The sequence below is a fragment of the Caulobacter soli genome (assembly GCF_011045195.1).
Taxonomy (GTDB): Bacteria; Pseudomonadota; Alphaproteobacteria; order Caulobacterales; family Caulobacteraceae; genus Caulobacter; species Caulobacter soli.
In genome coordinates this window covers 1,687,455-1,699,955 of sequence record NZ_CP049199.1, presented here as the reverse complement: position 1 = coordinate 1,699,955, position 12,501 = coordinate 1,687,455, and the positions used below count along the sequence as shown (strand labels likewise).

General features: G+C 68.1%; 10 protein-coding genes. 5 read left to right on the top strand and 5 right to left on the bottom strand.

Translation table 11 applies throughout. The annotated features are described in order from the left end of the window. Positions 1 to 41: 41 nt before the first annotated feature. From G3M62_RS08215 to G3M62_RS26365, 3 genes are all read left to right on the top strand, one after another. Positions 42 to 824 (top strand): response regulator, encoded by a 783-nt coding sequence (locus G3M62_RS08215; RefSeq protein WP_246263520.1) that lies wholly within the window; start codon positions 42 to 44, stop codon positions 822 to 824. Beyond that, on the top strand, positions 821 to 2,308 hold the full coding sequence (locus tag G3M62_RS08210; protein ID WP_165186142.1) for an ATP-binding protein: 1,488 nt from the start codon (positions 821 to 823) through the stop codon (positions 2,306 to 2,308). Before G3M62_RS08215 ends, G3M62_RS08210 begins: the two co-directional genes overlap by 4 nt. A gap of 96 nt (positions 2,309 to 2,404) precedes the next feature. Next, on the top strand, positions 2,405 to 3,199 hold the full coding sequence (locus G3M62_RS26365) for an EF-hand domain-containing protein (protein ID WP_205691961.1): 795 nt from the start codon (positions 2,405 to 2,407) through the stop codon (positions 3,197 to 3,199). On the opposite strand, the gene G3M62_RS08195 is transcribed toward G3M62_RS26365, so the two are convergent. Continuing rightward, positions 3,196 to 3,867 (bottom strand): DUF1345 domain-containing protein, encoded by a 672-nt coding sequence (locus tag G3M62_RS08195; RefSeq protein ID WP_165186139.1) that lies wholly within the window; start codon positions 3,865 to 3,867, stop codon positions 3,196 to 3,198. The genes G3M62_RS26365 and G3M62_RS08195 overlap by 4 nt on opposite strands. Positions 3,868 to 3,983: 116 nt before the next feature. On the opposite strand from G3M62_RS08195, the gene G3M62_RS08190 reads away from it, so the two are divergent. Beyond that, the gene (locus G3M62_RS08190) at positions 3,984 to 4,151 is read left to right on the top strand and encodes a hypothetical protein (RefSeq protein ID WP_165186137.1); all 168 of its coding nucleotides are present in this window, start codon (positions 3,984 to 3,986) and stop codon (positions 4,149 to 4,151) included. A gap of 9 nt (positions 4,152 to 4,160) precedes the next feature. Continuing rightward, on the top strand, positions 4,161 to 4,370 hold the full coding sequence (locus G3M62_RS08185; protein ID WP_165186136.1) for a KGG domain-containing protein: 210 nt from the start codon (positions 4,161 to 4,163) through the stop codon (positions 4,368 to 4,370). Between the two features lie 77 nt (positions 4,371 to 4,447). Here the strand turns inward: G3M62_RS08185 and egtB are convergent, their stop codons facing one another. The 4 genes from egtB to G3M62_RS08165 all read right to left on the bottom strand — a co-directional run bounded on the left by egtB (position 4,448) and on the right by G3M62_RS08165 (position 12,425). Further along, positions 4,448 to 6,619, bottom strand: a complete 2,172-nt coding sequence (gene egtB, locus G3M62_RS08180) for an ergothioneine biosynthesis protein EgtB (RefSeq protein ID WP_165186134.1) — start codon at positions 6,617 to 6,619, stop codon at positions 4,448 to 4,450. Between the two features lie 147 nt (positions 6,620 to 6,766). Then, the gene (locus G3M62_RS08175; protein WP_165186133.1) at positions 6,767 to 7,225 is read right to left on the bottom strand and encodes a response regulator transcription factor; all 459 of its coding nucleotides are present in this window, start codon (positions 7,223 to 7,225) and stop codon (positions 6,767 to 6,769) included. A 1-nt stretch (position 7,226) separates the two neighbouring features. Beyond that, complete coding sequence (locus G3M62_RS08170; protein ID WP_165186131.1) at positions 7,227 to 11,576, bottom strand: PAS domain S-box protein; 4,350 nt, start codon at positions 11,574 to 11,576, stop codon at positions 7,227 to 7,229. Between the two features lie 144 nt (positions 11,577 to 11,720). Next, positions 11,721 to 12,425 carry a glutathione S-transferase N-terminal domain-containing protein gene (locus G3M62_RS08165; protein ID WP_165186130.1) on the bottom strand — a complete coding sequence of 235 codons (705 nt, stop codon included), beginning with the start codon at positions 12,423 to 12,425 and terminating at the stop codon, positions 11,721 to 11,723. Between the last annotated feature and the right edge of the window lie 76 nt (positions 12,426 to 12,501).

Genomic DNA, 12,501 nt, shown 5'->3' with positions numbered 1-12,501 from the left:
CGTGAAATCTGCTGGTGACGGGGGCGTGGAAAGAGCAAGTCATGGAAAGTTCGCAAGATCCCGCGTCGGTTTCCGCCGCCGCCTCCACGTCAGGTCAAAACACCGATCCGGCGCGCGGCGCCCGTATCCTGATCGTCGACGACGATCCGGGCATTCGTGACGTCGTGGCCGACTTCCTGGGCCGCCACGGCTACGCCATCGACACCGCTTCGGATTCCCGGACCATGGAGCAGGCCCTGGCTCGCGGCCCGGTCGACCTGGTGGTGCTGGACATCATGTTGCCGGGCGAAGACGGCCTGGCCATCTGTCGCCGCCTGTCGGCCGCCGACGGCCCCGCGATCATCATGCTGTCGGCCATGGGCGAAGAGACCGACCGGATCGTCGGGCTCGAGCTGGGCGCCGACGACTACCTGCCCAAGCCGTGCAATCCGCGCGAGCTGCTGGCCCGCATCCGCGCCGTGCTGCGCCGCCGCCAGGAGCCGCGAACGGTGGACGACGGCATGGGCGCGGCTTGCGAGTTCGCCGGCTGGCGCCTGGACCTGGTCCGCCGCGAACTGCGCTCGCCGCAGTCGGTGGTGGTCAACCTGTCGAGCGGCGAGTTCTCGCTGCTGCGCGCTTTCGTCGAACGGCCCCAGCGCGTGCTGACCCGCGACCAGTTGCTGGACCTGGCCCGAGGCCGCGAAAGCGACGCCTACGACCGCGCCATCGACGTCCAGATCAGTCGCCTGCGCCGCAAGCTCGACGACGGCGGCGGCGGTGAACTGATCCGCACCATCCGCAGCGAAGGCTACATGTTCACGTCCAAGGTGACCCGCACCCCATGACCGAACGCGTACGGCTGAAGGGTCCGGGCAGCACGCCGCTGTTCGTCCAGGCCCTGGGCCTGGTCATCGTGACCCTGGTGGCGGCCCAGCTGATCGCCATCGCCGTGGTCTTCAACCTGCCGCCGCCCCCGCCCGAGATCTATCGGCTGAGCGAGATCGCCCGCTCCCTGAAGAGCGACGTGACGGTTCAGCCTCGTGATGGACGCGTGCTGCAGATCCGTCGCCACACGGGGCCGATCCGAGGCCTGGTCGACAACCGTCGGCGCGCCGAGTTCAAGACCGCCCTGGCCCGCGAAGTCGGTGTCGATCCCGCCCGGATCGAGATGGATATCGACACCGGCCCGCGTTTCTTCGTCCGCACCCAAAAGCGCACCTTCGCCCAGCAACTGCCGCCGCGTGACGGCCAGCGCCGTCCGCCGGACGGCCTGGACGGTCCCGACGGGCCGCCAAGAGGCCCGAGAGGCGACAACGGGCGAGATCATGGCCCCCATGGCCCCGGCGGGCCGGCCGACGGCTACATGCGCCTCGACCCGCCGCGCGACGAGCCCTTCATCGTGGGTGACTTCAAGGTCGCCATCCATCAGGACGACGGTCGCTGGACGGTCGTCGAGCCCAAGCCGGCCATTCGCCTGGACACCTGGCAGCAACGCATCCTGTTGATCCTGGCCCTGTCGGTGCTGTGCGTCTCGCCCCTGGCCTGGCTATTCGCCCGCCAGCTGTCGGGTCCGATCAGCGCCTTCGCCGGCGCGGCCGAACGCCTGGGCCGCGACCCACGCGCCGCGCCGCTGGACCTGCGAGGCTCGTCCGAGGTGATCGCCGCCGCCAACGCCTTCAACATGATGCAGGAGCGCCTGCGCCGTTATGTCGAAGACCGTACGGCGATGATCGGCGCGGTGGCCCACGACCTGCGCACCCCGCTGACCCGCCTGCGGTTCCGGATCGAGGCCGTGCCCGACGACATCCGCGCCAAGCTGGCGTCAGACATCGACCAGATGGAGGCGATGATCGCCGCCACCATGGCCTTCGTGCGCGACACCACCCGCCCGGCCGAGCGCACCAAGCTGGAGCTCGCCTCGCTGCTGGAGAGCATCATCGACGAGGCGGCCGAGACCGGCGGCCAGGCCTCGGTGGAGCTGGGCGAGAAGATCATCATCGATGGCGATCCGATCGCCCTGCGCCGCCTGCTGACCAACCTGGTCGAGAACGGCTTGAAATATGGCGGCGCCGTCCAGGGCCGGGTCCGGGCCGAAGGCCATCTGGCGGTGATCGAGATCGACGACAACGGCCCCGGCATCGTCCCCGCCGAACTGGATCGCGTGTTCGAGCCGTTCTTCCGTTCCGAGCCCTCGCGCAATCGCGAGACCGGCGGAATCGGGCTGGGCCTGGCCGTCGTTCGCTCGGTGGCGCGAGCCCACGGCGGCGACGCCACTCTGCACAACCGTCCCGAAGGCGGGCTGCGAGCACGGGTCGAACTGCCGTTCTAGGCGCGTTTCGCGATTGTATCGGCGATCTTCGGAGTTTGTTGCGGGCCCGAAAAAGCTGCGCCATATGCCGGACATGCCGGTGGTATTGATCAAGGCATGCAAACCTTCAGCAGCCTCCGCGCCACCTGCATCCTGATGTTCGCCGCCCTGTGCCTGGGAGCCTGCGCGTCGGGCCCGCCGCAGGACGGCCCACGGGGTGACTGGGGCAAGGCGCCGTCGCCCCGTCCGCCGGGCGAGGGCGAACCTGGCGGACCGCCGCGCCGGCCGCATCGCAGCCTGTTCATCAGTCCAGCGGGCGAACCGTTCCGCGCCGAGCCGGGCGCCCCCTACCCGGTCGCCGTTTGGTTCGCCGGAGCCGACGCCGACCATGACGGCGCCCTGACGCGCGACGAGTTCGTCGCCGACTCCCTGCGTTTCTTCGACAAGATCGACGGCGACCACAACGGCGTCGTCGACGGCTTCGAGGTCTCGACCTACGAGACCCAGGTCGCGCCCGAGATCCTGCAAGGCTTCCAGGGCGGCGGCGAAGGTCCCGGCGCACGCGGCCAGGACGGCCCGCCGCGACAAGGCGGCGGTCACGGCGGCGGACGACGCGGCGGTGGAGGTGGCGGCCCGCCCGGCGGTGGCAAGCGCGGCGGAGGCGGCGGCGGCCCGATGGGCGGCATGCTGCAAGGCGCCACGCCCTACAGCCTGCTGGCCGAGCCCGAACCGGTCAGCGCCTCCGACGGCGATTTCGACCGCCGCATCACCCGCGCCGAAGCCGCCAAGGCGGCCAAGGCCCGCTTCGCCCTGCTCGACAAGGACGGCGACGGCAAGCTGCGGCTGGCCGAGTTGCCGCAGACCCCGCAGCAGGCGCGCCTGGAAGGCCCGCGCGACGAGGGCCGGCGCTAGCTGACCAGCCCGGCGATGATGTTGATCCCCAGGGCCAGGACGGCGGTGTTGTAGAAATAGGCGCAGACCGCCTGGGCGGTGACGAGGTTGCGCAGCTTGGCGGTCAGCACGTTGTTGTCCGACACCTGGAACGTCGCCCCGATGCTGAAGGCCAGATAGACGAAGTCGAGATAGGTGCGGGCCGGCTCGCCAGGGAACAGGAAGCCGGGCTTGTCCGTTCCGTCGCCGAAATGGCGATGGGCGTAGTGCAACGTGAACACCGAGTGCAGAACCACCCAGGACAGCACCAGGGTGACCCCCGCGCATACCGCCGTCACGGCCTTGATCTCCGGTCCCGCCGACTTGGCGTGCAGCATCGCCGCCACCACGGCCACCAGGCTGGACAGGATCGCCGCCAGCACCATCAGCAGGATCAGCGACGGCTTTTCGTCCTCCGCGGCGGCCCGCCGGCGCACCTCGGCCTCGTCGGCCGTGAGAAACAGATGCCAGGTGGTCGTGACATAGATCAGCGCGCAGAGGTCCCAGCCGATCAAAATATGCGTGCTGACCGGAGCATTTAGATGACGCGCCGCCAGCCAACCGAAAAGGCCGGCGAAACCGGCGGCCCACAGCCGCCAATGGCGCGATATTGCTGTGCTTTCCGGTTTCTTCGGTCGGGGCTTGGTCATGGCGTTCACCTTGCTCGTCCGAGGGTTAACACCAAACTCTGCAATTTTGTCTCGCCTGTTGGGTGAACCGAACGCGACTTCACTGGTTACTTCACTGGAACACGTGGAAGGACGCCATGACCGACCCCGACGCCCCGCCGCCGACCGAGCCCTCGCAACCCGAGTACGACCCGGGCGCCACGCCCGACGAAGTGCCGATGAGCGAGCCGCCCGTTCAGCCAGGCGACGACCGGCCCTATGACGCTTCTGCCGCGCCGTTCCCCCCCGTGACCAGTCCCGATTAGGAGCAACCTATGGACCTCGACACCGAACGGCCCCGCGGCCGCCGAGGCTTCGCCGCCATGGACCCCGAACGTCGTCGCGAGATCGCGCGCAAAGGGGGCGCCAGTGTTCCCAGCGAGAAGCGCAGCTTCGCCAAGGACCGCGACCTGGCGGCCAATGCTGGTCGCAAGGGCGGTTCGTCGTCGCGCGGCGGCGGACGCCTCTCCGGACGCGATTCCTGACACAAGGCGGCCGCGGCTCCATTCCTTCGAAGGTTTGAGAGCCGCGGCCGCTTTACTGACTTTGAACGCCGCCCGCCTCAGCCGGCCAGGGCGAAGACCCCGAAGCTCGGGCTGTCGCTGATCCAGCGCGCCGCGACCTTCCAGCCCGCGCGACGGGCCAGATCCACGAACATTTCCGGAGCGTACTTGTACGAGTTCTCGGTGTGGATCGTCTCTCCGGCCTCGAACCGGATTTCTCGCCCCGCCACATGGGCTGTCTGATCCACGCGGCTGACCAGATGCATTTCCATGCGGCTCTCGTCGGCGTTCCAGATCGCGCGATGGTCGAAGGCGTCGAGATCGAAATCGCCGCTCAGCTCCCTGTTGATCCGCGCCAGCACGTTCTTGTTGAACGCCGCCGTCACGCCCTGGGCGTCGTCATAGGCGGGCACCAGAACATCAGGGCTCTTGGCGATATCCACCCCGACCACGAACATCGCGCCTTCGCCGAGCAGCTCATGCGCGCCGCGCAGGAAGTCTTCCGCCTCGGGCGGGGCGAAATTGCCGATCGTCGAGCCCGGGAAGAAGCCGGTCACCGGCCGTCCTCGCGCCGCGGCCGGAAGCCGGACCGCGCGGGTGAAATCATCGACCAGCGGGGCGACGGTCAGGTCCGGGTAGTCGCGGCGCAGCGCTTCGCTGGCCTCGTCCAGCGCCGACTGGCTGATATCGATCGGCACATAGACCGCCAGTTGCGGCATGGCGTCGAGCAGGAGGCGCGTCTTGGTGCTGGCCCCGCTGCCGAACTCGACCAGGGCCGCGCCCTCCATGACCCGGGCGGCGATCTCCGGCGCGATCCGGCGCAGCAACGCCGTTTCGGTGCGGGTGGGATAGTATTCCGGCAGGTCGCAGATCGCCTCGAACAGGTGCGACCCCTCGGCGTCGTAGAAGTACTTGGCCGGCAGCGTCTTGCGTTCGGCTGTCAGGCCGGCCAGCGCGTCGTCCAGGAAGGTCGAAGCCGGTGTCGCGGTCTCGCGATCCAGCCCACTCATGTCGTCGGCCAAGCGGACCCCCGTGAACGCCCAGCGCTGGGCCGGATGGAAAAAGTTGCGATAGGACGGCCGCGTGTGACCGGGCGAGCTCTCGGCCGCCCCGCCCCGCAGGACCATCTGGTTGATCATGAACTTGCCGTTGTATTCGCCCAGCGCGCCCGCGCCCGGCTTGAAGCCCGGATAGGCGACATAGGGGCTGGCGGTCCACTGCCAGGCCTCGTCGGACGTCTGGCGCAGCCCCTGCCCGTCCGAATCCGTGACAGCGGCCTCCCACTCGGCCTCGGTCGGCAACCGACGGCCCGACCAGGCGGCAAAGGCGGCGGCTTCGTAGTAGCTGACATGCCCCACGGGCGCGTGAGGATCGACCGGGCGGCGGCCCGACAGGGTCATCACAGACCAGGCGCCGTCGTCCTCGCGTCGCCAATAGAGCGGCGCCTCCCAGCCCTGTTCGTTCACGGCGGCCCAGCCGTCCGAGAGCCACAGGTCGGCTCGGCGATAGCCGCCATCCTCGATGAAGGCCGCCCACTCGCCGTTGGTGACCAGGCGATCGGCCAGGCGGTAGGGCTCCAGATAGGCTTTGTGACGCGGCCGCTCGTTGTCGAAGGCGAAGCCCGGCCCCGCGTCACCGATCTCGACCAACCCGCCCTCGAAGGCGAGGTAGCGCGCGGCGCCCGTAACGGGACGTTCCGCCGGCGGCGTGTCGCGATAGGCCGGCTGAAGCGGCGACTGGGCGAACAGGTGCAGCAGGTCCATCAGGATCAGTTCCTGATGCTGCTCCTCGTGGGCCAAGCCCAGGTCCAGGCGCTCGATCACCTCGGCGGTCGGGGTGGTGGTCAGCAGGCGGACCATGGCCGCGTCGACATGGGCGCGATAGGCTCCGACCTCGTCGGCCGACGGACGGGTGATCAGGCCACGCAAAGGCCGCGGCTGGCGTGGCCCGACGGCCTCGTAATAGGAATTGAACAGATAGGCGAAGGTCGGATCGAACACGCGGTAACCCGGCTGAAACGGCGTCAGCAGGAACGTCTCGAAGAACCAGGCGGTATGGGCTCGGTGCCATTTGACCGGACTGGCGTCCGGCATCGATTGCGCGCCCTGATCCTCGGACGAAAGCGGCCTGGCCAGGGCTTCTGTGCGCCGACGAACCGCCAGATAGCGATCCACGAGGGCGATGGCGCGAACCTCTGAGGCCTCCCGGCCTGTGGTGTCGTCGGGACTCATGCGCTCTCCTGGCGGCCCTGCGTCGGGGAGCTTTCGCCCCGATGAGCTCAACGGATAAACAACTTGAGTGTTCCCCCCTCCGGGTTCAAGCGGAGCCGGGAATAAAAAGTGAACGCCGATCGAAAAACATCGATCAACGCCTTCCGCTCAAAGCAGGAAAGGTTCTGGCCCGTCGTCCATCGGAAGCATGATGGGGGGAAGGCATTCGGCCTCCACCGGCGCCTTGGCGGGCCTGGCCGGAGCCCGGCGCAGCAGGCGACCGACCCTTTGCAGCAATTGCTCGTCCTTGAACGGCTTGGCCAGGAAGTCCCGCGCACCAAGAGTGATGGCCTGCTGGACGTCGTCCGGCTGGTTACGCGCCGTCAGCACCATGGTCGGCGTGTTGAGGCCCTCCAGCCGCATCTTGCGCAGCAGGCCAAAGCCGTCGAGCCGCGGCATGTTGAGGTCCAGCACCAGGGCGGACGGTCGCAGTTCGTGCAAGCGCTTGAGGCCTTCGAAGCCGTCGCGGGCGAAATAGGTGTCGTAGCCCGCGATATCGAGGCGGGTGGTGATCAGATCGAGAACGATCGGGTCGTCCTCGACGACCAGGATGCGTGTGCGTCCCACGTCACGCCTCGACCGCGCCGGGGGCGTCGACATCGTGGACCACACCGCTCCAGCGCGTGCACTGATCCACGGCCTCGATCAGATCCCCCGCCATGATCGGCTTGGACACCAGGCCGTCGAAGCCGTGATCCTGGCCAAGAAGGCCAAGGTCGGCGTCCGCCGTGAAGGCCAGGATGGGAACGTCCTGGTTCGGTCCCGACGTATCGCGGATCGCGCAGAGCGCGTCGCTTCCGGAGACGCCGGGCATCCGCAGATCCATCAGGATGCAGTCGAAGGGCTCGATGGAGGCGGCGTCGATCGCGGCGCGACCGCCGCCGGCCTCGGCGACCTCGGCCCCCATGTGCTCCAGCACCGTGCGGGCCAGCTCGCGATTGACGAAGTTGTCGTCGACCACCAGCACCCGAACCCCGTCCAGACGTCGGACGTCGGCCGCGGGCGCGGTCATGCTGGACGTCACCGCCGCGCCAGCCACCACCTCGGCGGCGATATGGAAGCTGAACACCGTGCCCTGGCCGGGCACGCTGGTCACGGTGATGCCGCCGTCCATGGCCTCGGTCAGACCCTTGCAGATCGCCAGACCCAGGCCGGTTCCGCCGTGCTTGCGGGTCGAGGAGGCGTCGACCTGCGAGAAGCGTTGGAAGAGCTTGGTCTGCTGCTCGGCGCTCATGCCCGCGCCGGTGTCTTCGACCCGCATGCGCAGCGTCGCCGTGTCCGCGTCGTAGCCGACGAACAGCCGCACCGCCCCGTGCTCGGTGAACTTGACCGCGTTGCCCACCAGATTGAGCAGCACCTGGCGAACGCGGTCCGGGTCGATCATCACCTGCGCGGGCAGATCGCCTTCGGCCTCGCATTCCAGCCACAGGCCCTTGGCGTCGGCCTGGGGCGCGAACAGGGCCAGGGCGTCCTGGGCCACCCCCAGCGGCGAGGCCGGGCGCGGCGTGATCTCGACCTGGCCCGCTTCGAGCTTGGAGAAGTCGAGGACGTCGTTGACGATCGCCAGCAGCGCCTGGCCGGCGCTGGACACCCGCTGAACGTAACGCCGCGAGACTTCGTCCAGGTCAGGACGCTGGTTCAACAGGCCCGAGAAGCCGATGACGGCGGTCAGCGGCGTGCGGATCTCGTGGCTCATATTGGCCATGAACTCGCCCTTCACCGCCGCGGCCGCCTCGGCCTCGGCGCGAGCGGCGGCCAGCGCCTCCTCCTGCGCCACCTGGTCGGTGACGTCGCGGATCACGTCGAGGAATCCGGTGGGCGCGTCCGTCATCTGGTCGCGCAGCAAGGACGGGTTCGATTCCAGCCAGACATCGCGCTCGGCCGACTTGTGCGGCACGCGCCAGCGCACTCGCTCCGCCGGCTTGCCCCTGGTCAGGCCGCGATAGACCTGGCGCACCCTCAGGCGATCTTCCAGATAGGCCAGATCGAGCGCGCTGCGCCCCACCACCTCGTCCGGCGCGTATCCCAGTAGCGTCCGGCAGGACGCGGCGACGAAGGTGACCCGCCCGCTCAGATCGGCGGTGATGATCATGTCGGTGGTGTTTTCGGCCATCAGCCGATAGCGGGCCTCGCTGTCCTTCAGCGCGATCTCGGCCGCGCGCCGGGCGGTCAGGTCCTCGATCTGCGAGATGAAGTAGCGCGGCGAGCCGTCGGGATTGTCGACCCGAGACACCGCCAGCTGGATCCAGACGATGGAGCCGTCCTTGCGGATGTAGCGCTTGTCCATCCGGTAGGTGGAGATCACGCCGTTGAACAGGTCGGTCACCAGGCTGAGATCGGCGTCCAGGTCATCCGGGTGGGTGATGGCCTGGAAGTCCAGGGCCAGCAATTCCTCGCGACTGTAACCGACCATCTCGCACAGGGTCGGGTTGACCCGCAGGAACGACCCGTCCAGCCCGACCAGGCACTTGCCGATCGGCGCGTGCTCGAAGGCGTTCTCGAACAGCTCCAGCTGTTCCTTGCGTTCGCTGATGTCCTGCATCAGCGCCGTCAGTTCCCAGCCCGCCGCGTCACGCACCGCGCTGGCCGCCAGCTCGATCGGAATCTCGACGCCGTCCTTGCGCCAAGCCTTCGTTTCGATGCGCTGGTCGATGTCGTCGCCGAAGCCACCGCCCAGGAAGGCCGCCACGCCGGCATGACCGGCGGGCAGGATCATCGTCAGATCCGCCCCGATCGCCTCCTGCGCGCTCCAGCCGAAGGTCAGCTCGGCATAGCGATTCCAGCCGGTGATCCGCCCCGTCTCGTCGGCCGTGACTATGGCCTGATGAGCGTTGGCGATGACATTGCGCGCCCGGTCTTCGCTGGCGCGCAGCGATCGTTCGAGATTGCGGACCGTCGTGACGTCCCAGTTGGTGCCCACCAACTTGACCGGCGCGCCGTCCGCATCGCGCACGAGGGTCGCCAGCGCCCGGATCGATCGCACCTCGCCGCCAGGCCGCACGATCCGAAATTCGGTGTCGTAGGCCGCCTCGCCCGCCAGCGCGGCCCTCACCAGTCGCTGTTCGTCATCGCGATCTTCCGGATGTACGCGCGCCAGGAAGTCTTGGGCGGTCTGGGTCTCGCAGGCTTCCACCCCGTAAAGGGCGCACATGCGCTCGTCCCACACCAGGCGGTCGACCTCGATGTTCCATTCCCAGACGCCGATCTGGCCGGCCTGGGTGGCCAGGAGCACGCGTTCGGACATGGCGCGGTAGCGGGCCTCGTCCTCGGCGCGCGAGATCTCGGCGGTGACCTTGGCGGTGATGTCGATGACGGCGCCGAACACGGCGACCACCTGACCGGTCGCATCACGCTCGCAATTGCCGTGACCTTCCAGATAGCGCATGCCGCCATTGGGCAGCAGGATGCGAGTCACCGCCAGCTTCCATCCGATACCCTGCTCGCGCGCCAGCTGAAGCCGCGCCTGCTGGGCGGCGAGGTCGTCTGGATGCACGGCCGCGATAAACTGGTCCAGGCGAGGCTCGGACGCCGGGTCAAGGCCGTAGAGCGTCGCGACGTGCGGCGACCAGGTGATCTCACCCGTCGCCATCTCGACCCGCCAATAGCCCAGGCCCACGACCTCTTCGGCCAGGGCCGTCATGCGCGCCATCCGCTCGGCGCGCTCCTGCAGTTCCCGGCGCTCGGTGACGTCCCGGAAGACATTGACGATCTCGGTCGCGCGGCCCTCGGCGTCGCGAACGATCTGGGGATTGCCTTCGAACCACACCCAGCGCCCGTCGCCGGTGAGATAGCGATGCTGGCGGTTGGCCATCGGGTCGGGCGTCTCGCCCGTATAGAGCTGCTTGGAATTGGCGAGGAAGCGTTCGCGGTCTTCCGGATGGACCAGCCGGTCGGCCGCCGTGCCGACCAGATCCTCTGGCTCGTAACCCATCGCCCGGCAGGCGGGCGACACATAGAGCAGCGTGCCGTCCAAAGCGGCGCGAACGATGACGTCGGAAGTGTTCTCGGCCAGCAGCCTGTAGCGCCCCTCGCTGGCCGTCAGGTTCTCGAGATTGCGGACTTGCTCGGTCACGTCCTGGAACAGGCCGATCAACGCCACGACCTCGCCGCGCTCGTCCAGCTCGCAGCCGGCCTTCGACTGCACCACCCGAACCTCGCCGTCGGCCCGGATCAGCCGGGCCTGGAAGTTGCACGTGGTCTGGGTGGCGATCGCTCCCAGCAGATGGCCGGAAACCATCGCCTGGTCATCGGGGTGGAAGGACTGGATCCCGGTTTCGAGCGTAGGCACGTAGCTGTGCCGCCTTACGCCGCGGATCTCGTACAGCAGGTCCGACCAGTACATCTCGCCGGTGACGACGTCGTAGCGCCAGTGCGCGACGCCCGACATGGTCTCGGCCAACTTCAGCAGACGCGCCTGCTCCCAGCGCACGCGGTTGACACGCAGCCGCTCCAGTTGGTCGACGACGATGCGGGCCAAGGCGCGCAGGCGGTCCAGGTCACGATCCGTGGGCCGAGGACGCGGCTTGGTGTCGATGACGCAAAGGGTGCCGAGATTGTAGCCCTCCGGCGAGGTCAGAACCGCGCCGACATAGAAGCGAACGCCGAGATCGCCCGTCACCGAGGGATAGCTGGCGAAGCGCGGATGCAGCGTGGCGTCCTCGACGATCATCAGCGCGTCGGGGCCCTGCTCGATGGCCACGCTGCAGAACGCCTCGCCGCGGGGCGTCGAGCAGTCGGATATCCCCTGGCGAGACTTGAACCACTGGCGATCTTCGTCGATCAGCGAAACCAGGGCGATGGGCGCATCGAACAGGTCGCACGCCAGCTGAGTGATGCGATCGAACGAGACGTCGGGCGACGTGTCGAGGACCCCGTAGCTTTGGAGCGCCCGGATACGTTTCGCTTCGTTGTCGCTCATCTGGCCCTCCGCCGGGCCTACATGACCCGTAAGGTCCGCAAAACCCGTTAAACCGCCTGCGACATTCGCGCGCGGGGGAGGCCTGGGCCACCAACGCCGGGTTGGCGAACGTGTCGAAACCCGGCGTGGTGGCGAAGCGCGACCTTAGGGGCGCTTGGGGATCTCAAGTCCGCGCTGGACGGCCGGGCGAGCCAGACCCCGCTCCAGCCAGGCCGGCACGTGCTTGAGGCTGCCGTAGTCGACCAGTTCGCCGGCCTCGTAGAAGCCATTGATGTTGCGCACCCAGCCCAGGGTGGCGATGTCGGCGATCGTATATTCGTCGCCCATGATCCAGTCGCGGTCGGCCAGCCGGGTCTCCAGCACGCCCAGCAGGCGCTTGGCTTCGGCGACATAGCGATCGCGCGGACGCTTGTCCTCGTACTCGCGCCCCGCGAACTTGTGGAAGAAGCCGACCTGACCGAACATCGGGCCGATGGCGGCCATCTGGAAGAACACCCAGGCCAGGGTCTCGTAACGCTTGGCGGGGTCCTTGGGCAGGAACTTGCCGGTCTTCTCCGCCAGATAGACCAGGATCGCGCCGGACTCGAACAGACCGAACGGTTTGCCGTCCGGGCCGTCGGGATCGATGATGGCGGGGATCTTGCCGTTGGGGTTCAGCGACAGATATTCCGGACCCCAGGTCTCGTTCTTGCCGATATCGATCAGATGCGGTTCGTACGGCAGGCCGATCTCCTCCAGCATGATCGACACCTTGACCCCGTTGGGCGTGGGCAGGCTGTAGAGCTGCAGCCGGTCGGGATGCTGGGCCGGCCAGCGCTGGGTGATCGGGAAGGCTGAGAGGTCGGTCATGATCGGCTCCGAAAGCAAAGGCCGCGCCTGCGGGCGCGGCCGAGCTTGTCAGATGGTCCCGCGTGGCGCGACGACA